This window comes from Pedobacter sp. V48, assembly GCF_000523515.1.
Taxonomy (GTDB): Bacteria; Bacteroidota; Bacteroidia; order Sphingobacteriales; family Sphingobacteriaceae; genus Pedobacter.
In genome coordinates, this window is sequence record NZ_AWRU01000024.1 from 1 (window position 1) to 24,168 (window position 24,168).

Sequence of the window (24,168 nt, forward strand, 5' to 3'; positions counted from 1 at the left end):
CTTCCGATCTCTTGGATATTGGATCTAGGAATAAAAATGGCCCAGCAATAAGCTAGGCCATAAAATTTGTCCGGTTATAAAGTTAACCGGACAACAGTGAATTTATTTCAGATCTCGTTTAAGCCGGTTTTGAATAACAATTCCGGAATCCTGAAATTCAGGATGGCGAATGCTCCAATCACTACTGCCTCATTCTAATACCCCTTATTCTGCGTCAACTTAGGGTTCAAAGAAATTTCTCCATCCGGAATTGGCAGCAGCTGATTTCTAGTCAGATCATACCCATTAGCAAACTTCGTATCTATTAACTCCCCATTTGCTCCTTTTACCTGCTGTGGATAAATCTTAGGTCCAATTTCCCATCTCCTTACATCATCCCAATACAGACCTTCCAATGCAAGCTCAATCCGGCGTTCTTTATGTAATTTCTCTCTTGCTTCCTCTAAACTTAATCCTGTTGGCAAAGCAGGCAGCTTCACATCTGTCCTTCCGTTTCTAATCTTGTTAATGAGTGCAATAGCTTCAGGAATATTCTTGTTCTGACCTTCAATTAAAGCTTCGGCTTTCGACAATAACACATCAGCGTACCTTAAAACAATGAAATTCAAAGGCGATTCAGACGCAATTACCTCCATATTTTCTATGGTATACTTCCTTATTCCGAACCCAACCTTTTGCCCGGTATGATTCTTTATTTCAACCGGATACAGCTGTCCCTGAAAATAGGCCCCAGGTCTTAAAATCGTAAAATCCAATCTCGGATCCCTATTCTTGTACGGTTCCGCAGCATTAACCGGCGAACCATCCAACGTTTCATAAGCATCAACCAGATTTTGAACCGGTGCTACTGAATTCGATCCAATAATACCATACTTCAAATTTTGTGGCTGCCAGTACCTATCAAATATACTTCCCTGCGAAAAGGGGCCACTCATAAACTGAACATCAAACAACACTTCCTGATTATTTTCATTTGCAACCTGAAACAAGCCATAATAGCTCGGAAACAGATTATAAATACCCAAAGCAGTTATTTTATCGGCATACTCCACTACCTTATCCCACTTCTTCTGATACAAATAAGCACGCATCTTCATTCCATACACAGCCCCTTTAGTCGCCCTGCCTTTTATTGGTGCTTCAACATCCAGCCTTTCAATAGCGGCATCATAGTCAGCATGAACCTGCGCCCAAGATGCCTCCAGATCTGCGCGTTCAAGATTTCTCGATTCCTCCACAGAAATCGTTTTGGTAAAAATCGGTACACCACCATAAGTGTTTACCAGCAGCGAATAAAATACGCCCCTTAAAAAGTAAGCCTCGCCTTTCATTACCTCTTTGGTAGCATCAGGCATCGGAACTTTATCTACATTATCTAAAAAATAATTGGCTCTGTTAATGCCCTTATAGCAATCTCTCCAGCGCTCAATTACAATTCCTGCGTCACCCGGCTGAATGGTGCCATTGCCCACCTGCATTTCCATTCCTTCCCAATGTGCCCACTGATAAGCATTTGGAGATGCAGCGTCCAGTCCGCCACCATAGCCATAAACATGTCTGCTCTGCAATGTATTGTAAACTCCATAAAGTGCCAGGTAAGTATCTCCCTCACTTTTCCAAAAATTATCCTCTGTAATTCTATCTTCCGGTGTAACTTCTAAAAAGTCTTTAGTACAAGAAGAGAAGAATACAAGAATAACCGACAATAAACTAATTATACGTTTCATAATTTCTCCTATTAAAATTGTAAATTGACACCTAACGTACTGATAAACGGTATTGGATAAAGGCCGCCACCATCATCAAACGTATTTCTCTCTGGATCAAACCCTTCATAATCACCCGAAACAAATGCAGGCAAATTCTGGAAATTAGCATATACACTTATCCCACCCATTTTTAAACTATTAATCAGTTTTTTTGGCAATTGATAGCTCAACTGTATATTTTTGATTTTAAAATAAGAAAGATTTGATACCCAGAATGATGACTCGTACCTATTCCATGTATCATTTACTTTAATATGAGGCAATGTATTGCTCCTGTTTTCAGGTGTCCATGCATCTCTCCAACGCTCAGTAATGACACCACCTGATATCCCCAAAGGCTCAGCCCATCTGCTTTTTGTAAAAGCATTAACACCTGCAGCACCTGTAGTTACCACATCTAAGTTCCAGTTTTTATAACTAAACCCTAGGTTTAAACCAAAGGTGAACTTAGGAATGGTATTGCCTAACGATTGCTTATCTTGATAATCCAAACGGCCATCACCATTTACATCCTCATATTTCAAATCTCCGGCAGTAGGTGTATAGGCGTTATTCGACATGTGTTGCTTTGCTTCTTCATTTGTCTGATACACACCCTGGAATTTAAAGCCATAAAGCGATTGAAATGAATAGCCTTCGCGGATAAGGTACAGTTGATCAGGAGATTTCCCGCCCCTAAACTTAGTTACCTCATTGGTTACATAGGTCAGGTTTCCACCAACCCTATAGTTAAATGCATCATCCCCGTTTCTGGATTGATAGGAGATTGATGTTTCAAACCCCTTATTCGTCATCCGGCCCACATTTTCTACTGGTGCACTCACTCCACCTAAAATCTGGGGGATGGGCAATCTCACTAGAATATCTGATGTTTTTTTAGTGAAATAATCCATCTCCACATTTAGTTTCCCGCTAAACATCGTAAAATCAACACCCAAATTGGTACTTTCAGTGGTTTCCCACGAAATACTGCGGTCTACCAACGCAGTAATGGCTGCACCCGGCACCAACGCACCTCCAAGGTTATAACTAGAGCCATAATTCTGAGTAAGGGATAACAGATATGGATAATCTCCTGCAATTGCGTTAATGTTCTGATTCCCCAAACGACCCCATGAAGCCCTTACTTTTAAATTCTGTATCGCTTTAAAATCTTTCAAAAAACCTTCCTCACTTAATCTCCATCCGGCAGAAAAAGCAGGAAAGAAGCCCCACCTGTTACCAGCACTGAACCTCGATGAAGCGTCTGCTCTTAAATTCGCTTCCAATAAGTACTTCTCATTAAAGTTATAATTGACCCTACCGAAGTATGACTGCATGCGCCATTCCGTTGTATTTCCATTAGCAAGTGGATTAAAAGTACCTGCATCTACCTCAGACAAGCCTTCTTTAGGAGGACCCGATCGTTGACTCAGCATATTTTTTAACTGATTCTCTTCTACCTGCATCCCCACAACAGCAGTTACGTTATGCACCTCATTAAATGTTTTATTAAAATCAAGCGTATTAAAAAAGGCCCAATAAAATTGCTCATCATTCGTTCTCGAGTTATTGATGGTCGATGGATAATCCAGAACGCTAGTTTTAATACCACTATCCGTATAGGCATAGTTTAGCTGATTAAATCTGTCTTTTCTGTTGTTATTGAACTGACCGGAATAAAGCGACTTAAACGTAAGTTCAGGGGTAAACTTAATGGTAGCATTTAAACTCCCTTTTATAAAGTTGTTTGCATATTGTGTGCGCCCGTTATACATATCAGGCAATGGGTTCCGGGTATCAACTATAGGCTGTCCCTTATTTGGCCCGCTTAAATAAAGCGCCTGTGTCGCACCAAATTTGCCATCACGGGTATATGGAGCGGTAAACGGATATCCCCCATTCTGCATCAGGTACATCACCCGGCTAATTTCATCATATGGTCTTTCCGTAATTTTTCTGGTTGCCTGTACAGTTCCCCCTATCTCCATCCACTTATTCACCTTACTGTTCAGGTTCAGGTTCAACCCAAATCTCTTCGAATCAGTTTCTTTGATGATACCATCCTGATCCATATAATTAAACGACAAATAATAATTCTGACGTTCAGAACCACCTTTTACAGAAACATTATGCTCCTGAATTGGGGCGGCGGTAAAAACTTCATCAAAGAAATTGGTGTTAGGATATAGAAAAGGATCATTCCCTTTTTCAAAAGCGCTAATCACTTCCTGTGGGAAAAGCGGATCGCCACCGTTATTGGCCACTGCTTTGTTCCATATCCCCATAAACTCCGCACTATTGTCTATAATATCAAAACGGCGTCCCAATTTCTGGACCCCATAATATCCATTGTAAGATAATTGCGAAGGCGAATCATAACTACCTTTTTTGGTAGTTACCAGTACTACCCCATTTGCAGCCCTTGAACCATAAATGGCCGAAGATGCAGCATCTTTAAGCACGGTCATAGAAGCAATATCACTGGGGTTCAGCTCATTTAAATTTCCTTCAACTCCATCAATTAGGATTAAAGGGTTTGTGTTATTTAACGTTCCAAATCCACGAACCCTTAGCGTTGCGCCGTCACTACCCGGAGATCCCGAATTCTGACTCACCCATACGCCGGTTACCTTGCCCGACAATGCCTGCGAAGCATTTGTAATTGGCCGGTTATCCATTTCCTTGGTAAAGTCAACAGAAGAAACGGCCCCCGTCAAATTCACTTTCTTTTGAGTGCCATATCCTACCACCACTACTTCCTGCAGTGCAGATGTGTCTTCTAAAAGCGTAACATCAATGGTTTTACTTGTAGATACCGGAATTTCCTGAGTGGTATATCCAACAAAACTAAACACCAGAACCCCATTATCTTCAGGAGCTGAGATGCTGTATTTTCCGTCGTTTCCCGTAACAGCTCCGGCAGTTCCACCTTTTACTTTTACACTTACACCCGGCAAAGGCAAACCTTTTGAATCTTTTACAATTCCAGATATTACTACCTGCTTAGTGCTTTCCTGCATAACTGTAGCAGTCTTTTTAGCAACTCTTTTTTTTACAACAACCGTATTTTTGGTAATCAGATAAGTTAGTGGCTGATCTTTAAAAACAGCATCAAGTGTTTCTTTAAGTGTTGCATTTGTTAATTTCACATTTACCGGATTTACATCTTTCAGCATATCCGAATTAAAGGCAAAATCATAGTTAGATTGTTTACTTATTTTTTTCAATACTACTTCCAGAGAGGCATTTTCTTCCGCAAGGGTGATTCTTTGTGCATATGCCGAAGCGGTGATCTGGGCAGTTAATAATATCAGTAATAAACATAATATTTTCATTAGCCTTCTAAATAATGTAGAAGGCGGTTTATAGGTTAGATCAATTTTCATGAATGTTTTGGTTTAAGGTTAATAGGGTATAATTTAAATCGTACTTATTTGCTGATTACCACCTCCCTTCCTTTAATGTTATACGTCATAGATCCTGTTAATTGAAATAGTTCAAGCACTTCAGAAATGGTGCTTTTACGAGATATTTTTGCACTAAAATTTAATTTTGACATATCACCTTTATACACCACAGTTACGTCATACCAGCGCGAAAGCTTTAACATAATGAGCTGTATGTTCTCTTTATTGAAAACGAAATCACCATTTTTCCAGGCTATGGCTTCATCCAGATCGGCGGGCAAATTCTCCAGATTTTCTTTCTTTTTATCCCATTTCGCCAATCTGCCCGGCACAAGGCGTGTTCTATCGTCCCCTTTGATTACATCAAGTGAGCCTTCAAATAAGGTTGTAGAAATGTCTTTGTCTTCTCTATAACCAGAAACATTGAAGTGAGTTCCTAAAACCTCTACCTTCATATTGTCGACAAACACTCTGAAAGGTCTTTTTTTATCTTTTGCTACTTCAAAGTAGACCTCTCCACTTATGTCGACCCGCCTTTCTTTAGCTGCAAAAAGCACGGGATAGGTAATGGATGATCCAGCATTCAACAATGCCCTGGTTCCATCGGGTAAAGTTACTTGATACTGACCGCTGCGAGGCGTGGTAATCACATTCTTGCCTACTTCGTTATTCCCTCTTGCATGGCCATTTGTCTGGCTGTACGCAACTTTACCATCTTCTGTTTTTGTTATTTTCAACCCTGATTCCTCTGCCAACACTCCATTTCCGGCTTTATCTAAAACAATGACACTTCCGTTGGCAAGTTTTAAAGTTGCTTTATTCCCACCCGGGGCGACATCATCCATCGGCTTATTTGCTGTTTGATTGCTTTCTTTAAGAGGCTTATTATTATACGAAAGAAAGTAGTAAGCACCACCATACAGGAATGCACACAGAAAAATCACTGCGGCTATGCGTAAAATGTAGGAAATAGTATGCTTTGGTTTTTGTAAAGGCTTATCGGTGATATCCGTTTGCAAGCGCGTCCACACACTTGCCAGATCATGCTCGGCCAGTTGCTCATCTAAATCAAAACCACCGGCATTGATATTTTCATACCAATGCTCTACCAGCAGTTTTTCTTCATCTGTGCAAATGCCTTCCTTATATTTTTTTATCAATGCTTTAGCATCGAATTCTGAGCCAGCCATAGTTTTTAATGCTTCTTAAAACTATAGTCGGCCAACTAAGGCGCAGGGGGGTAATAAAAATTGAAATATTTAGATTTTACTATTATTTACTGTATCAGTCATTAGGTAATAATGCTATCACTCATATTTAATTGCATTTATAGGATTTGCAGATGCAGCCCTCACCGCCTGATAACTCACGGTCAGATAAGCAATCAAAACAATGAACCCAGCTGAGCTAAACATCATCAACCCCGTGATCTCTGTTCGAAAATCAAATTTAGACAGCCAGATATTCATCAGGTAATAGCTTAAAGGAAGGCCTATACCAATACCAATCAACACCATTTTCACAAAGTTCCAGCTCAGTAAATTAACAATACTGACATGACTTGCACCTAATACTTTTCTAATGCCAATCTCCTTTGTTCGCAACTCCGCGCTATAGGCCGAAAGCCCAAGCAGACCTAAACAAGATATAAAAATAGACAACCCACCGAACAGATTAGAAAGTATAGAAAGCACACGTTCCCTTTCAAACTTCTCCTGATAAAGGCTGTCCACAAATTCCAGATCCACCGGATAAACGGGGTTCATCTCTTTCGTAATCTTACTGATGGTCGCCAAGGCTTCTTTGGTACTTCTTGCTGTGTTCAAACGCATGGTAATCACGTTTGGCAAAAAGGATCCCCAGGCCACAACCATAGGCATTTCCTTTTTGGTAGGATCAGCCCAGATGATATCTTCAAACACACCAATTACCGTCCTTCGTATTCCTTCGTAGAGCACTTTTTTACCAATCGGCTGTTGCAGGTTCATGGCCTTAACTGCGCTGGAATTCAGCATGATTGCGGAACTATCTGAAGCAATATCCTTGCTAAAATCACGGCCTGTGAGCATTTTCACTCCTGTAGTATTGCTGAAATCATTTGTGGTAATGATTTGGTTAAACCTCAGAGATTTATCCGTAGACAACATACCATCCCATTCAAGTCCGCTGGTCACAGAGTTCTGAGTAGAAATACTTGCTGTAGTTTTGCACATGGAAAGTACAACGCCCGATTGTGTCAACCGGTTTTTAAGGGCATCATAATTTTGGAACAGCATTCCTTCCATAGGCATTTCTACCAGCGAAGCGCTGTTATAGCCCATCGGCCTGTTCCTGAGGTACTGAAGTTGATTATAAACCACTATTGTTCCGGTAATGAGCAAAACCGCAACGCTAAATTGAACTACCACAAGAGCTTTCCTTAAAGTCACAGAAGAACCATTTTGCCTGATCAATCCCTTTACGGTATCAACGGGTTGAAAAGCGGATAAATAAAAAGCCGGGTAACTGCCTGACAGTAGCGCAGTAATAAGAACAACAATACAGAGGTAGAGCCAGTTTGTTAATCCTAACGATTGTAGGTTGAGGTTGGTATGTAACAGATTATTGAATAGTGGCAAGCTGATCTCTACGATGGAGATTGCTAAAATGAAACTAAATGATACCATCAGAATGGTTTCCAGCAAAAATTGATGGATCAATGAAGTCCTTCCTGCTCCCATTGCCTTTTTGATACCCACTTCTTTTGCGCGTTTGCCAGCCTTTGCGGTAGCAAGGTTCATGAAATTGATGCAGGCAATGATCAGGATCCCAATGGCCAGACCAATAAAGATGCGTACTTGCCCGATCTTGCCGCCCGCTGGTTTCCCGTTTACAAAATCTCCATATAGATTGCTTTTGAGTAATGGATAAATGAAGATTGATGTTGCCTCTTTATTACTGTGCTGGTTTAAGAAATCGCTAATGTTCTTGTTAAAATCATCGGCATTAACCCCTGGGTTTAACTGTAATAAGGTGTAAAAAGAATAATTATCCCATTGCATGGCTTTAGGAAAAATACCCACGTTTTCATTGGTCGATACCAGACTCTCAAACCCGTAGCTCATGTTTTCTGGCAGGTCTTCTATAACCGCAGTTACAGTAAGGTTCGCAAAATTCATGAATTTGAGGGATTTGCCGATGGCAGAGGTATTAGGAAAAAGCCGTTTCGCAGTATTGCTGGTAAGGATAATAGAATTGGGTTTTGAAAAAGCCGTTTCTGCACTGCCGTTGATGAATTTGTAGCTCAGTATTTTCAGAATATCCGGCTCTGCTATGCGATTATCTACTTTGAGGCTGGTTGTACCGTTGACAAGTAAGGTTTGACTTGGCCAGGTGATAAATGCCACTGCTTTCACTCCAGCTAACTCCGATCTCATGGCCGAAGGGAGGGCATTTGGAGAAACACTGGTGGTCCCGAATACCTTACCTGCTGCATCCAGAAAATTGGTCTTCACCTCATAGATTTTTTCAGCATCTTTATATTGCGTGTTAAACTTCCACTCATTGGCCACATAAAGCAACAATAACAGAGATGCTGCCAAACCAATAGCCAATCCTCCGAGATTAATTAATGTAAAACCCTTATTTTTCCAAAGGTTCCTCCAGGCAATTTTGAAACTAAGCTTATCCATTCTATGCAATATACCAAGCCAATGCCAAATTCAAACAAGCTCATTTAAAGAACAGTAAAGCAAATTACAGATTCCAGAATGTACGGTAGTGAACAGCAGGTGTTCAATACTGAACGTGGCTAACCGACAAATTATTTATTAAACAAAAACAGCAACAACGGCAAATACGTACTTAGCCTTACCCTTAATATGCGTAACGCATTTTTAACATGACTCCTTACACTTTGCTCAGATATGTTTAACCTTTCGGCAATCTCTGCGTGAGTCAAATTTTCTTTCCTGCTCAGCTCAAACACTTCGCGCATCCTTGTCGGTAAATTCGCGATCTCTTTATCAATTATCGATGTCAGGATTTTTTCTCTTACCAGATGATCTGTTTGCGATGGATAATTCTCAATAAACGACTGAAAATGACTAATGTACTGTTCAGCTGTAGAACTTCTGTCAATAGTGTCTATAATCTTATACCTAACTGCCTTAAATAAGTACGAGGATAGCTCGCCTTTTATATCCAAAGTGGTCTTTTTCTCCCACAAACTCAGAAAAATCTCATGAATAATGTCTTTTACCTGCTCTCTATCCTTAAGTTTCCGATAAGCGTGCACATAGAGCAATCCTTTATACTTATTGTACAAAGTTTCAAAGGCCTGCTGATTCCCGAATTTCATTTCTAGTAAAAGGCTAGCATCATTGTTATGCTCTACAATCATTTTAACAGTAAAGTTTAATGTTTAGACAGCGGTTACACCATAGAAGTATATCCAGAGAGGTATTCGACAAATAAAATTCTAAAGTAATTAATATATTCACAACTATATTTAATATTTATCAAAAACTAAAACAAAATCGGCAATTCATAACTTAAGATAAATGACAAACTAGTAAATTATGGCATTTATAGATTACTACAAAACCCTTGGACTTGACAAAAGTGCTACGCAGGAAGATATTAAAAAAGCCTATAGAAAATTGGCCAGAAAATATCACCCTGATCTAAACCCTAATGATAAAGATGCCAATAGGTTGTTTCAGCAAATAAATGAGGCTAATGAGGCACTGAGCGATCCAGAAAAGCGTAAGAAATACGATGAATATGGGGAGCATTGGAAAAATGCCGATCAGTTTGAACAGGCAAAACAATCGCAACAGCAAAACCAGAATGCATACTCAGGTGCCGGTTACCAGGGTGGCGGTTTTAGCGGTGCTGATTTTGGTGGCGAAGGATTTAGCGGTGGCGGAGATTTCTCTGATTTCTTTGAATCTTTATTTGGCAATGCAGGAGCGCAATCAAAACGCGGAAGCCACAAATTCAAAGGACAGGATTATCAGGCAGAAATTAGTATATCGCTTCGTGATGCCTACAATACACACAAGCAAACGCTGGCTGTAAACGGCAAAAACTTAAGAATAACCATTCCAGCAGGAATAACAAATGGGCAAGTAATCAAATTGGCAGGTCAGGGTGCGCCGGGTGCAAATGGTGGTCCTAACGGCGATTTGTATATCACCTTTAATATTGGCGATGATCCTCATTTCAAACGACTTAACAACGATTTGTATACCAGCACAGAAATAGACCTTTATACTGCCGTTCTGGGAGGCGATGTAACGGTTACTACATTTGACAGTAAAGTAAAACTTAAAGTGGCCCCTGGAACTCAAAGCGGCACTAAGGTGAGGCTAAAAGGCAAAGGTTTTCCGGTATATAAAAAAGAAGGAGAGTTTGGAAACCTCTTTGTAACGTATACGGTTAAGGTACCAACTGAGCTTACAGAGAAACAGAAAGAACTTTTTAATGAACTAAAAAACCTGGGGTAAGGTATTTAAATTAAGTTAATCATGGAAACAGAATTAATAACCATAACAGAATATTGCTTTAAGTATGATATTGAACCGGAGTTTATTATATCCCTTGAAGACTCAGGAATCATTTCATTAACGATGGTTGAATCAGAAAAATTCATACATATCAGGCAATTTGGTGAACTGGATAAGTATATCCATCTGCATTACGATTTGCAAATCAATATTGAAGGAATAGATGCGATTAGACACTTGTTAGAAAAAGTAGATGCTATGCAACAGGAAATTCAGGAGCTTAAAAACCAGTTGCATATACATCAGTAAGGAGGCTCACCATCCTCCTGGTAAAACACCCGTCATACTCTTATTAAAGCTGCCGAGGTCCTGAAATAAATTCAGGATGACGACAGCTTTGAAGTCCCTAATTATCAAACACCACTGTCTTATTCTTATAAACAAACACCCTATCACTCAACACCAGCCTCATAGCCTTTGCCAGAACCGCAGTTTCAATCTCTTTTCCTGACCTTACCATATCCTTAGCAGTAAACGAATGATTTACCGGAATAATTTGCTGGGCAATTATTGGCCCTTCGTCCAAATCATTTGTTACAAAATGTGCTGTAGCACCAATCAACTTCACTCCTCTTTCAAAAGCTTGTCTATACGGATTTGCCCCTGCAAAAGCAGGCAAAAAAGAATGGTGTATGTTAATTATCCTGTCGGCAAAACTAGCCACAAAGCGTGGCGATAGAATTCGCATAAACTTAGCCAGAATCACATAATCAGGTACATACGCATTTATCCGATCAATCATTTCCTGCTCCGGATCAGTCGCTCCATCAGCATAAGAAATCAAAGAAAAAGGAACATCAAAACGCTCACAAATCTTTTGCAGTATATCATGATTTCCAATAACCCCAACAACGGTAGCACCCAAAGTACCAAAGTTATTGCGCACCAAAATATCGGCGAGGCAATGATATTCTTTAGTAACCATCACCACAATTCTTTTCTCGGCAACAGGATTAACATGAATTAGCGCGCCTGCAGGCAAAATCTTGCGCATAGTTTCAGTAAGTGAAGCCTCATCAGAATGCCCATCAACCTCCAGGCGCATAAAAAACATACTTTCGGCCTTATCAACGTGTTCCCTCATGGAAACAATATTCAGTTTTGCTGCAGATAATATCTGCGAAATATCGGCAACCAGCCCTATCTGATCTTTACACTGTATTATTATTATCATCGATTGTTAAAATAGGATAGCAAGATAATAATATTTCTTACAAGCGTGAATCTACTCTGCAGATCTAAAGTATTTTGAATCTGCAAGGTATTTCAATATAGAATCAGGGTCCTTATCCTTTACCTCATTAACAGTAAACTCCTGCAAATGCCGCAATTCCAATAAAGACCACAGCCAGCTTCAACAAACAAGTCCTTTAATTGCTCATTCTTTTCGATATGATAAGAATTAAAGGTCGAAAGTTTATCTATCTCGAGGTACATTTCATCTGCTTTTTGCAGTCCTGCAAGCTTTTCCAGCTTCATCCCTTCAGGAGTTGTTGTTGGTCAAAAAGAAAAAAGTATGGATAACCAGCCTGTCGCCATGCAATTCAACCTGCAGATATTCCGCTTTTTTATCACGCGCTCACCATCGTTTAAGTTAATGTATTGGTCGTCCAAAAAAGCACTGAGCAGCTTATTAGCCTTTACAACTGTCGATTTAGAAACGTCAGAATCCGGACTTGCCTTTATTTTTAATGCAGGATATCTGGTAGCATACATATGCGCAAGGAGTCGCCCGGGGAATTTCTCAAAATATCCCGGTCCAACAAGCGCATTGCAGCGTATCTCCATACGCTCAACGAATCTTTTCTGATGCATTAATGCCTGTTTGGCTGCATCTGGATTTGAACTACCGTTCCCTTTTTTCTTCTTCTGTTTGCTCATACTTAACTATCGCGATGATCAATTTCTAATAAAATATATAACAATCAGTTATAAATGGTAATTTTTAATGTAAACCATTGTTAAATAGCACTTAAACTTCACAATGCGTTAACATTGCAATGATATTTTTGTTAAAAGCAAAAGTACTATGAACTCTGTATTCAATTTTTTTAGTCCTAAAGACAAAACATTTCAACCCATGTTTGAGCAGGCAGGTAACAACCTTGTAGAAATTGCCAAAACGCTTGTTCTTGCAGTAAACACTCCTGATCAGGAAGACAGAAAAGTACACATTAAAGAAATTGCAAGATTGGAACAGGCAGGCGACGATGTTACACATCACATCCTTTTGGGATTAAGTAAAATATTTATCACACCGTTTGATCGGGAAGATATACATGCTCTGGCAAGTTCTTTGGATGATATTGCAGATTATATTTATGCAGCAGCCATGAATATGGACTTATACGACCTAAAAAACATAAGCAAGCCAATGATAGAACTGGCAGAACTACTCTTAGAGATGTGTAAGGATTTAAATATCGCTATAGCTGAACTTAGAAATCTTAAAAACCCAAGTATAATTACTGAAATATGCATCAAAATTAATAAAGGTGAAAGCACAGCAGATCATATTTGCAATACAGCAGTAGGGAATTTATTTGACAACCAAGCTGATGCTATTGAATTGATCAAACAAAAAGAAGTACTGCAAACTATGGAAATCGCTTCTGATAAGTGCGATGATGTAGCCAATGTTTTGGAAACGATACTTATTAAGAATGCGTAGAACAATTCCAAATTATCAGCGATCACTTTACTTAACATACAATTAAATTTCACACAATATTAGTCAGTTAGGTTTGTAACAAACAACAAGACAAACTATGACTATGAAATTTATTAAGCCAAAAACTTTTGCAATTGCAGCGGTAACTTTTGTTGCAGCAGCGGTGGCTGTCACTTCTTGTAAAAAAGATTCGAAAGATTCAGGGGGTGATGATCAGGTTATATTAAAGGATTATTCTATCACTCCTGTTCTTCTTAAAAAGCTTTCAGGATTCGAGAACCTGGAGCTATTTTCTCTTTTTAGTAGTGAAGACAAATTCCCAGAATCAGAAGGTTATACTTTTGGCGGGTCTGCAGATGGGGCTGGACTTGTAAAAAATACTGGAGGAGGTTATGTGATGATGGTTAATAATGAAGACAACTATTCCGTTTCCAGAATATCGTTTAACAACAATCTAAAACCATTAAAAGGTGAATATGCGTTAAACTCAGACGGCGGTCAATGGCGCTTATGTTCAGGAACAATGGTTACCAAAGAAGAAAATGGTTTTGGTCCATTGTACTTAAGTGTTGGAGAAAGCGCTGTTGAAGCACAAACACATAAACTTGATCCTCTTGTTTCAGGCAAACAAAGCGGTACTGCAACTGCCGGATTAGGTCATTGGAGTGGAGAAAATGCCGTTCCCTTAAATAAAGACGCTTATACAGGAAAAACTGTGATCGTAATGGGCGAAGATGCTGATGATGCCTCTGGTGGTCAGGTAGTTCTTTATGTAGCTAACACTGTTGGAGATCTGGATAACGGAACCCAATATATGTTAAAAAGAGTTGATGGCAATCAAAAGGAAACAGACATGAAAGTTGGTTCTTCTTATGACGTTGAGTTTGTTAAAATAGAAAATCATAAAACAATTTCAGGAGCCCAGATTCAAGCTCTGGTTGATCCTCTTAAAGCAATTAAATTTGGACGTGTAGAAGATGTTGATTATCGTAAAGGTAGTGCCGCTAACTCCAGGGAAGTATATTTCAACGTAACAGGACAGGCGGCTACCGGTTTTAATGCCGACAATTCAAGAACAGTCTTTGGTCGCACTTATAAACTTGTTTTAAACGCTACCGATCCCACAATAGGCAAGTTAGAGTGCATTCTTGATGGCGACGATGAGAGTGGGCCGGCAAAAGACTTTCAGAATCCTGACAACATTTGCGTAACCACAAACTATGTTTATGTACAGGAAGATTCAAACACTTATGGTTCCGAAACTCATGATGCTTATATCTATCAATATAACATCGCGACTAAAGAAGTTAAAAAAGTATTTGAGATAGATCATCGCCGTAGCGACCCGAAGTTCAAAGCGACTGCTACAAAAGGAAACTGGGAATACGGTGCACTTGTTGATATTTCAGATGTAATAGGTATTCCTAATACTTTTACCCTTTGTATACAACCTCATACCTGGAAAGAAGATGCCTTTAAAGGTAAAGATGGTGGTTCTAAACGTCCTGATGAAAACCAGGGTAGTCAGGTTGTTATCATCAAAGGATTAGCAAGATAAACTACTAAAACACTATATAAATTAACGTAAAGTATCCTTTGGCTCTTAAGCCAGAGGATACTTTTTTAATGCTGACAATGAAAAAGATTTCTATTGCCCTTCTTATAGCCTTAAGCAGTTTAGGTTGTGTAAAGACTCAAAAACCTTTGCCAACAGACCTTGTAAAGCAGCATTATATTCTTCAAGTTGCAAAAGCGGATACACTTGTTAAACAGCTTTATAATAAAGTTCAAGGCAATGCTCCGGAAGATAGCATAAAGCAGGTATTTAAGGCCGCAAGACTTGCCTATAAAAAAACAGAATTTCTTGCCGAATATTATAATCCTCTAACTGCTAAATCTATTAACGGGGCTCCTATTTCATCAATGGACGATAATGATCAACATAAAATTGATGCTCCAGAGGGCTTTCAGGTAATAGAATCATTTATCTTTCCTCATTACAGTAGTAACCAGAAAAAAGAACTACTTCAAGAAATCGGCATTTTAAAATCAAACTTCATAAGGCTCAAATCTGTTGCAGAACACCAAGAACTTGCCAATGCACAGGTATTTGATGCTTTAAGAACAGAAGTTTTCAGAATTATTACTTTAGGCATTTCGGGGTTTGATGCAGCAATTGCCCAGAATTCAATGGCCGAAGGTGCGGTAGCCTTAATTTCTGTTAAAGAAGTATTAATCATTTACAAATCGGACTTTAAAAACGACAAACAGAACAAATTCAACAGTACCCTGCAGTTATTAAACAAAAGCATTGACTATTTATCTGCCAGCAGAGATTTCAATAAGTTCGACAGAATGCAATTCATTACCGGATATGCAAACCCACTTTCTGCGTCTATCCTAAGTTTATCGCAACTACTAGGGAATCCGGAATTTAAAGAACTAAGAGCATTAAAAGCCAATTCGCCTACCTTATTTGATGAAAATGCCTTTGATCCCAATTATTATACGGCCAGTTATGATGCCCATACGACTAAAGAAAAAGCAGCTTTGGGCAAGATATTGTTCTATGATGTAATACTTTCTGGATCCAAAAACAGATCATGCGGCTCATGCCATAAACCCGAGCTGGCATTTACAGACGGTTTAGCAAAAAACGCTGCGTTAAATGGCAAATCACGTGTAAAAAGAAACACACCAACTATTTTAAATGCCGGGCTTCAATCGGCCTTGTTTTACGACAATAGGGTTAATTACCTGGAAGATCAGGCAACAGATGTAATAAGCAGTGCTGATGAAATGCATGGTTCATTACCCATTGCAGTAAAAAGATTAAAAGAAAACCAAAAATACGTACTTAAATTTAAAGAAGCCTTTCCTAAATCTACAGAATCTGTTAGCGACTATAACATACGAAATGCACTAGGCAGTTATATAAGAACACTTACCAGCCTAAATTCTCCTTTTGACAAATATGTAAGGGGTGATAAAAGTCAGCTTACAAAACAAGAATTAAATGGGTTTAATCTCTATATGGGTAAAGGAAAATGCGGGACCTGTCATTTCACTCCTTTATTTAATGGCACTGTACCACCAGATTTCAGAGTTACAGAGACCGAGGTAATAGGTGTACCTTTAACTGCCGTTGCCAAAGAGATCGACACAGATCCCGGCAAATACAACTTAAGAAAACTTACCTTATATAAAAACGCCTTTAAAACACCCACTATTAGAAACATTGAGCTTACTGGCCCCTATATGCACAATGGCATTTACAAAACACTGGAGGAAGTGATAGACTTTTATAATGATGGAGGAGGATTTGGTTTAGGAATGGATATTCCAAATCAAACGCTGCCTTTCGATAAACTAAATCTTACAGTTACAGAAAAACAAGATATTGTTGCCTTTTTAAAAACGCTAACGGACAATACAAAACAATAATAATCCATTTTTAATAAATAAGCCTGCTTTGTGATAAGAACAAAACAGGCTTATTATTACTATCGTCAACCAATCTTACTTACTAAACTTGTAAATAGAAGTTGTTTTATACTGTTGCCCCGGATTTAAAACCGTGGTTGGAAAAGCCGGCTGATTCGGAGAATCAGGGAAATGCTGAGTTTCCAAAGCAAGTGCAGTTCTGAAATCATCCTTTGCACCGCCTTTAAATACATTTTTGCTTTGCATGAAGTTACCGCTATAAAACTGCAAGCCTGGCTCTTGCGTATAGATATCCATGATCACACCAGATTTATCGCCTTTTACAGTGGCAGCATGAGTCATTCCTAATCCTTTAGTGCCATTTAACACATAGTTATGATCATAACCTTTACCAGCTTTTAACTGATCGTTAGCTTCTTCAATGCGTTTGCCAATAGTTGTGGCAGTTGTAAAATCAAATGGCGTACCTTTTACAGATACATTTTTACCCAGAGGGATTAAAGTAGTATCAACCGGAGTATAAAGGTCAGCAAAGATTTGAAGATCGTGGTTTAAAATCTCGCCACTACCCTCTCCGTTCAAGTTAAAGAAAGCATGGTTGGTAAGGTTAACCACTGTTTTCTTATCTGTAGTAGCCTCATAATCCATTTTCAATTCATTATCATCGTTAAGGCTGTAAGTAACTTTTACTTTCAGGTTTCCTGGATAACCTTCTTCCATGTCTTTAGACAAGTAAGTAAGTACCAAAGTCTGCGAATCAGGCATTGCTGCATCCCAAACTACCGCCTGGAATCCTTTTTTACCGCCATGTAAAGTATTTTGTCCGTTATTAAGTGCCAAAGTATACTGCTTGCCATCTAAGCTAAATTTGCCCTTCGCAATTCTGTTGCCATAGCGACCAATTGTAGCACCAAAATAAGGCTCAGTAGAATTCACAAACCCATCAACACTATCAAACCCTACTACAATATCTACCAGCTTACCACCTTTATCTGGCACTAACAAACTAACAAGTCTGCCACCATAATTGGTAAAGAACGCCTGTACATTGTTTTTGTTTTTCAGCACATACAGATTGGTTTTTTTACCATCTATTTCTTTTTGGAATTTTGCACTATCCAACTGAACGGTCGCAGCGGTACTATCGGCCTGTGCTACATTCGAATCCACTTTTTTTGGTTCATTACATGCTGTAATTGCAAGTAAAAATATTGCGGCTAAGCCTGGTTTTAATGTTTGCTTCATTTAATATTTGGTTTTAGTTATAATATGTTGTGTTAATTTCAATAAGCCTAAATTAATGTATTATTTCAAAAGCATCCCCATAAGTGCAGTATTTTTCAATTAATTCTTCCTTTACAGGCGCGTCGTCAATAACTTTTAGTTATTGGGAGGGTAAAGCTGTCGTCCTCTCTCCTTTGAGACGAGGATATTAAAAAACAATTGTTATGTTTTAATTTTATGATCATGTAGTTTTCGTTGCCTGTGGTCTCCACGGTTATTATGTAATCAGGAAATTCTATTTTCAAGTTTTGCTGCATAATGGTTTGACTCAAACAAACAAGTTAGCACCACAGATTTTTTATATTTACCTACTAATTGTTGTCGTTGGTATTACCTTCATTTCTTTTTCAATAAATTCCTTTATCAAGGTAATGGTAGTTCTCCAATAAAATTCAAGATGTTTAAATATAGTTTCTGTAGGAAAATTATCGATTGTTAACCTTAATATCGTCTGGTTTTCGATGGGTGTTAATATAAATCTGAGGATTGAGTAATTTCCAGGTATGTCCACAAGTCTGGATACAGAGCTAAAATGACTATATTCAAGAATGCTGTTTATATCATGCTGTAAAACGACCCCCTTATTTTCAAACTTTATGTGATGAAATCCACTAATAAGAATTGGACCATTAACTTGCCAATCGGTATGAACTTCTATTTCCATTTCGGGCTCTCCCATCCATTGCCTCATTAACATGGGTTGGGTTAAAGCTCCCCATATTATTGCCGGAGAGGCATTTATTGTAATTGTATTTTCGATTCGATTATTCATGGTAACTTATTTGTGTTTCCTAGTAGCCTGCCTATCTTTCAGCTATGCTCAACAATCCTTCTATCGCGCTTTATCCGCATAAATCATTGCCTCGTCGATTCCTTTTGCATAGTTGTTCACGGAGTAAGTAATTGGTATATCTGGCCTTAAAGGCCCATCATATCCTTTCCAGGTTTCCCAGTACCTGGTAGAATAACCAATTACAATTTTGGTATTAGGCAGCCTGAAACCTCTTACTTCTCCATAGTGATTCACACTACCGCTTGTTGCTTCTCCCAACAAGATTGCGTTAGTGCCCCGCTTAAACGCTACTGCATTCATTAATGCTGATGAGAAGGTTCGCTTTCCAATGAGCACATAAAACTTTCCTTTAGTATTTAAATAGCTTTGCTCAATACGTTCAATAAAAAGGGTTAAAACACCCGAGTTACCGCCACCATTATCACGCAGATCAATAACAAGGCGTTTAGGCTTATTTTTAATGATCGCAACAAAGAGTTCATCGTTAAAGGCAGAAAATGGGTATCCCCCTTGCTCCTGACATTTGTTGTAATTGAAATAGAACGTACCAGTTCCTGCATCATAGTTATACCAGTAATTTCCTTTTTTCTTTTTGGAAAGCNAGCTTSTYWTYMGCWTYWAYSAANKGCNNAKTAKCRACATTGGCGCCAGCCACAGATTTAATGACTCGTTGAATCTTTTTACCATTTGTATCGGTGAAGTCAAATGTAGTCTCATCTGAATTGCTGGTAATCTGTAAGCCTTTCAAAATAAGAGGATTATTGATGAAACGCAAAAAACCTGTATCAAAGAATGAAGGATTTTCACTTTGTATGATCTCTTTGAAACGACTGATCACCTCATTAATGGCGTGCCCATTTACCGCAGTTAGCTGGCAAAGTAGCACGTCAGCATTGGCTGTGTCAGTTGCGGTTACATATATTCCTTCAATAAACTTGTTAAACCTAATAGGTACAACTTTGGTAAAAACCGGTTCTATGTGGGTGTGTTCATCGCGAATAGCAACGGTGAGTTTAAAAAGTTCAGCAGTAAATTTCTCCTTATCGGAATCTGTTAACCGCGATTTAATTGAAGCTATGTTTTTATCGAAATCTTCCTTACTGATCTTAGCAAACAGGTTGATGTGCCGCTTAGACAGCGTATCTTTTAAATATTGTAGATCTTGAAAATAATCGGCTTTTGATAATTGCTGGCAAAAACTTAACCCACTGTGAAGTAGTATAACGCAAAGGAGAATTGTTAATCTGATCATGATTGTTTATTTCATTCTATACACCAACAAGACATCTAAAATATTATAATGTTGCATAATGAATATGGAAATTATCCAGGATCTAAAGCGACTCTATTGGCTTTCCATCTAGCTCGTTATCACTAAAGGCCACACCTATTACACGTTCAAAAAGAAAGCGTTTCTTATTGCTATGAAATGCCGGGTACTCCTTATTGGTTTGAATTTTATTGCCTGTAAAAACAAGTCCATCCACAGACTTTGCATATAAAATAGGTCGATCGAAGGTATCAAACTGATTATTCAGTATCCTTATCCCCGAGTGAAAATATTTCTTTTGATTGGCAAGATCCGGGATTTCTGGATAAATGGAGATTATGGCAGAGGTAAACTGGTACATACTTGTTAATGCATTTACAAACTTATTATCGCGAATAGTAATGTCTCTGCACGATCCTGTTTCATACCAGCCATTACTATCGCCGCATAGCAATATCGCACATCCGGAAGTATGGTCAAATAAGTTATTTGCTACAAGTGTAGGTTTTGGCGTGCTGAACAGTGCACCTCTTGCCCTGTTGTTGCGGATGGTGTTACCCGTAAAGACAACTGACGGTGTCCAAGTCAAATTTTCAATTCCAATATCCTGTTTTGAAGGATCAATAGCAGGGTCCAGCGCTTTGGTAAATTCAATTTTAAATTCCTTAATCGGATCTGTGCTATTGGACAATATTGGTTTTATGGATGCTATAGTATTCTTTGCATCCCATAATTCCATGGTTTTAGACTGTATGAACTGCACTGTATCTTGTATGTTTCCCCAGTCAAAACCATAAGATTGCTCATGCATGTAATTAGCAATCACCGTATGATCATCTAGTTTCTTTGTTATTTTAAGATAGGTTCCGTGGATATTAATTGCATCATCCATCATACCTTCGTATAAACCATTTTTAGAGATAATTTCTCCTTTGCATCCCGAAAAATGCGTAGCATCGGCCTGTGTAGTGAAATATCGTTTGTCGTTTTTTCCTCTCAAGCAAACACCAAAACCATCCATGTAGATATTTTCTGTAAGCTGGGCCAAAAGCCCCATACCTTCTGCATAATGTACCTTTACATTTTCGAAACTGATATTTTTGCCTTTGTGAACAAAAATACCGGGTGCAGGGCGGTGCCAGCTCCTCATGGCTATTACAGTTCCAGGAATCAGTTTCTTATTCTTCCAGTGGTGTGCCTTGATTTTGCCTGGAGAAACCTCGCTTACACTCTTGGTACCTACGCTAATATCTCCGCTATTGAAAACAATATGTTTAGTGCCATTTTCGAAGGCTATGCCTGATGTTGGCTGCATTTCCCATCCTTCGGCTGTGTTGTAAAAGATGCTGTCTTTTAATTTATATTTTATCCATGGTGCAGTTTCAAATACAATATTGCCTGCTGTGGTATCATTTGAAATTATCTTTACCTGTGTAATCTGAGGCTTTTCAAAGTCTATACTCAGATCTTTTATTTTCACGTTACGGCTTTCAACCAATGCCAAAGGGAGCATACGCCCATGAAACATCAGGTCGGCACCTTTACCAATCAAGGTAACGTTGTTGAATTTTGCTATTTCTATACCTACTGTTTTTGGGTTGTCCTGATCGTGATTGGAGATATAATATTCTCGCTTAATGGCACCTTCGGGATAAAAATCATATCTACCTTTTTCAAACTGAATAACCACCTTATCGAGATCCGAAGTTTTACTTTTGATCTCTTTAAGCAATGAAGTTAGCAGAGGTGTGGTATTTTTTCCAGTATTGGGTTTTATACCATAAGCCGATAACTTGTATATTTTGACGTTGCTTTGCGCGGTTATTGAAAGGTTTAGAGCTGTGGTTAATAAAACCAATAAGGTGATTTTTTTCAAGGTGTTTAGTTTATTATAGTTTTACGAATCTCAAAACTATTAAAAATATTGGATTGGGGACAGATTATCAATTTTCTCCACTCACATTTCCCTGCACAGGTTTATTAGTGGCCGTAATTTTGGTTGGTAAGGGAGCCTTGGTTTTTTCCATCCAGTTTAACAGGTCATTTAACAGTTCGTTCCTTTTGGCAACATTGGAACTGGTTAAATTATTATGTTCGCCCTCATCGGTCCTGATATTGTATAATTCTACGGAATTGTTGTCGTTGATTCTGTCTTTACCACCATCCAATATCCATTCTTCCAGGTACAGGTGAAGCTTAAAGTCTCCTTTTCTGATTACCGCAACGGGCCTTGATCGAAATACCTTATCCCTCCCCCTTATCACAGGATTGTCCAGATAACCAGGAAAATACCAGTATATCGATTTTCTTATCGTTGTGCTCCTCTGTCCTAGCAAAAGCGGCATCAAGTCTTCGCCATCACCCTTGAATTTCTTATCGCCGGCCAGAGCCATAAAAGTAGGGTAAAAATCGAGATTGATAATAGGGGTTGAATTTACAGTACCCGGCTTTATCCTATCGGGCCAATATGCAACAAATGGCTCTCTGATACCTCCTTCGTAATAACACCCTTTATTGCCCCTTAAGGGTTCTTGCGAAGACAGCTGTGTTGCACCGTTATCGCTCGTAAAAATAACGAGGGTATTTTTGTCCAGGCCAGATTTCCTCAGATAATCCAATATCACCCCTACACTGGCATCAAGATCATATGTACAGGCAGCATAAATGGCCATTTTTTCATTTAACCCCCTTTTTCTGAATTTCTCTATGCTTTGGGGCCTTGCTTCGAGCTTGGAATGGATGGCATGGTGTGCCAGATAGGTAAAAAAGGGTTTTTCTTTATTGGCTTGCATAAATTTAATAGCTTCATTAGTAAGAGAAAATACACCCTTTGGGTCATTTTCCGTATTGCTTTTCTTATCTGACTGCTTCTTGCGACCTTCAAAATACAGATCAAATCCCTGCGCTTCGGGTCGCGTATCTCCTGAATCGGCCAAGTGCCACTTGCCGAAAATAGCTGTGGCGTAACCATTGCCCTTAAGGCCTTCGGCAATTGTTTTAAAGGATGGGTTTAAGGAGATCGTATTACGCACGGGAACCAGTTTCATCAGATCAACAGGTCCACGGGTAGTACTGCCAACAGCATACACTCCATGTGTTGGCGAATATCTCCCACTTATTAAAGACGCCCGACTGGGTGCGCAATTGCCTGCCCCGGCATAAGCATTATTAAAAACCATCCCTTTCTTTGAGAGCGCATCAATATTTGGAGTTTCCATTACCTTACTTCCGTTAAAGCCGCAATCCATGTAACCAAGGTCATCGGCAAAAATCAGTAGTATGTTGGGTTTTGTATGAGACTGGCTGTTTTGGGAACTAGCGTTTAAACACAGTGTAAATGCGAACGTAAATATTAAAAAAAACTTGAGGCAACATCTCATGAATATCTATTTAAGTGAACAATTTTAGCAACTACTAAACAAAAAGGATAACCAGAAATTCACGAATGAGCGCAATATATTGACTTGATTATTGGTACTATGAGTTGTCACCCATTACGCTATGACGTTAAAAAAAGTTAAACTTGATTGTAAAATATAGCAGTGAATCCTTAATTCTGTAAATTAGATTTATGATAAGAATTAAACGCTCTCTTTTTACCATATTGCTGTTATGCAGCGCATTAACACAGGCGCAAAATAAGTTTAACGGCAACTTTGAAGTGCTAGACAACACTGGAAATCCAGAGGGTTGGAATCTTAGAATAAAGACCCAAAGCCCGTACATCGTAAAACTGGATAGCACAATTAAACTGCAAGGAAAATATGCCATTTCTATTACCGACAGTGCAGGCGCTGATTATGGGGGCATAAACTTTAAAATAAACAAAAGATTTAAGGGAAAACAACTGATGCTAGTTGGGAACCTAAAAACCAAAAACGTAACTGGTGGTTTTGCCGGTCTTTGGATGCGCACAGATGGCATCAATGGAAAGAGTGTGGGCTACGAAAATTCAGAGAATCCGGCTTTCACAGGCACAAATGACTGGAAAGAGTTTAT

At 38.9% G+C, this 24,168-nt stretch carries 18 protein-coding genes; 6 read left to right on the forward strand and 12 right to left on the reverse strand.

Features of this window, described 5'->3' with window-relative positions:
- Nucleotides 1-194 precede the first annotated feature (194 nt).
- From N824_RS19170 to N824_RS19190, 5 genes are all read right to left on the reverse strand, one after another.
- Nucleotides 195-1,727 carry a RagB/SusD family nutrient uptake outer membrane protein gene (locus N824_RS19170; RefSeq protein ID WP_048906779.1) on the reverse strand — a complete coding sequence of 511 codons (1,533 nt, stop codon included), beginning with the start codon at nt 1,725-1,727 and terminating at the stop codon, nt 195-197.
- An 11-nt stretch (nt 1,728-1,738) separates the two neighbouring features.
- Entirely contained in the window at nt 1,739-5,137 is a 3,399-nt protein-coding gene (locus tag N824_RS19175) for a TonB-dependent receptor (RefSeq protein ID WP_052334219.1), read from the reverse strand.
- A 44-nt stretch (nt 5,138-5,181) separates the two neighbouring features.
- Nucleotides 5,182-6,348 (reverse strand): FecR family protein, encoded by a 1,167-nt coding sequence (locus tag N824_RS19180; RefSeq protein WP_048906780.1) that lies wholly within the window; start codon nt 6,346-6,348, stop codon nt 5,182-5,184.
- 117 nt (nt 6,349-6,465) lie between these two features.
- Nucleotides 6,466-8,829: an ABC transporter permease gene (locus tag N824_RS19185; protein ID WP_048906781.1), complete on the reverse strand. Its 2,364-nt coding sequence runs from the start codon at nt 8,827-8,829 to the stop codon at nt 6,466-6,468.
- A 131-nt stretch (nt 8,830-8,960) separates the two neighbouring features.
- A complete protein-coding gene (locus N824_RS19190) occupies nt 8,961-9,539 on the reverse strand; it encodes an RNA polymerase sigma factor (RefSeq protein ID WP_048906782.1) in 579 nt (192 codons plus the stop codon).
- Between the two features lie 178 nt (nt 9,540-9,717).
- On the opposite strand from N824_RS19190, the gene N824_RS19195 reads away from it, so the two are divergent.
- Together N824_RS19195 and N824_RS19200 are read left to right on the forward strand one after the other, a co-directional pair.
- Complete coding sequence (locus tag N824_RS19195) at nt 9,718-10,647, forward strand: DnaJ C-terminal domain-containing protein (protein WP_048906783.1); 930 nt, start codon at nt 9,718-9,720, stop codon at nt 10,645-10,647.
- A gap of 21 nt (nt 10,648-10,668) precedes the next feature.
- Nucleotides 10,669-10,956, forward strand: a complete 288-nt coding sequence (locus tag N824_RS19200; RefSeq protein WP_048906784.1) for a chaperone modulator CbpM — start codon at nt 10,669-10,671, stop codon at nt 10,954-10,956.
- A gap of 97 nt (nt 10,957-11,053) precedes the next feature.
- Here N824_RS19200 and purU read toward each other — a convergent pair whose 3' ends face one another.
- From purU to N824_RS19215, 3 genes are all read right to left on the reverse strand, one after another.
- Nucleotides 11,054-11,881 (reverse strand): formyltetrahydrofolate deformylase, encoded by an 828-nt coding sequence (purU, locus tag N824_RS19205; protein WP_048906785.1) that lies wholly within the window; start codon nt 11,879-11,881, stop codon nt 11,054-11,056.
- Between the two features lie 119 nt (nt 11,882-12,000).
- Nucleotides 12,001-12,186, reverse strand: a complete 186-nt coding sequence (locus tag N824_RS19210; protein ID WP_048906786.1) for a hypothetical protein — start codon at nt 12,184-12,186, stop codon at nt 12,001-12,003.
- A gap of 21 nt (nt 12,187-12,207) precedes the next feature.
- Nucleotides 12,208-12,588, reverse strand: coding sequence for a hypothetical protein (locus N824_RS19215; protein ID WP_048906787.1), 381 nt, complete (start codon nt 12,586-12,588; stop codon nt 12,208-12,210).
- 148 nt (nt 12,589-12,736) lie between these two features.
- Here N824_RS19215 and N824_RS19220 point away from each other — a divergent pair, with 148 nt between their 5' ends.
- The 3 genes from N824_RS19220 to N824_RS19230 all read left to right on the forward strand — a co-directional run bounded on the left by N824_RS19220 (nt 12,737) and on the right by N824_RS19230 (nt 16,822).
- Nucleotides 12,737-13,378: a DUF47 domain-containing protein gene (locus tag N824_RS19220; RefSeq protein WP_048906788.1), complete on the forward strand. Its 642-nt coding sequence runs from the start codon at nt 12,737-12,739 to the stop codon at nt 13,376-13,378.
- A 103-nt stretch (nt 13,379-13,481) separates the two neighbouring features.
- A complete protein-coding gene (locus N824_RS19225) occupies nt 13,482-14,936 on the forward strand; it encodes a hypothetical protein (protein ID WP_235207212.1) in 1,455 nt (484 codons plus the stop codon).
- 77 nt (nt 14,937-15,013) lie between these two features.
- The gene (locus N824_RS19230) at nt 15,014-16,822 is read left to right on the forward strand and encodes a cytochrome-c peroxidase (protein WP_048906789.1); all 1,809 of its coding nucleotides are present in this window, start codon (nt 15,014-15,016) and stop codon (nt 16,820-16,822) included.
- 75 nt (nt 16,823-16,897) lie between these two features.
- Here the strand turns inward: N824_RS19230 and N824_RS19235 are convergent, their stop codons facing one another.
- The 4 genes from N824_RS19235 to N824_RS19260 all read right to left on the reverse strand — a co-directional run bounded on the left by N824_RS19235 (nt 16,898) and on the right by N824_RS19260 (nt 23,549).
- On the reverse strand, nt 16,898-18,067 hold the full coding sequence (locus N824_RS19235) for an aldose epimerase family protein (RefSeq protein ID WP_048906790.1): 1,170 nt from the start codon (nt 18,065-18,067) through the stop codon (nt 16,898-16,900).
- Between the two features lie 343 nt (nt 18,068-18,410).
- Complete coding sequence (locus tag N824_RS19240; protein ID WP_048906791.1) at nt 18,411-18,878, reverse strand: SRPBCC domain-containing protein; 468 nt, start codon at nt 18,876-18,878, stop codon at nt 18,411-18,413.
- 1,355 nt (nt 18,879-20,233) lie between these two features.
- Nucleotides 20,234-22,045 carry an alpha-1,3-galactosidase B gene (locus N824_RS19255; RefSeq protein ID WP_048905047.1) on the reverse strand — a complete coding sequence of 604 codons (1,812 nt, stop codon included), beginning with the start codon at nt 22,043-22,045 and terminating at the stop codon, nt 20,234-20,236.
- A 67-nt stretch (nt 22,046-22,112) separates the two neighbouring features.
- Nucleotides 22,113-23,549 (reverse strand): sulfatase, encoded by a 1,437-nt coding sequence (locus N824_RS19260; RefSeq protein ID WP_048905046.1) that lies wholly within the window; start codon nt 23,547-23,549, stop codon nt 22,113-22,115.
- A gap of 191 nt (nt 23,550-23,740) precedes the next feature.
- Here N824_RS19260 and N824_RS19265 point away from each other — a divergent pair.
- Nucleotides 23,741-24,168: hypothetical protein (locus N824_RS19265; protein ID WP_048906794.1), on the forward strand; the 428-nt coding region annotated here is incomplete at its 3' end.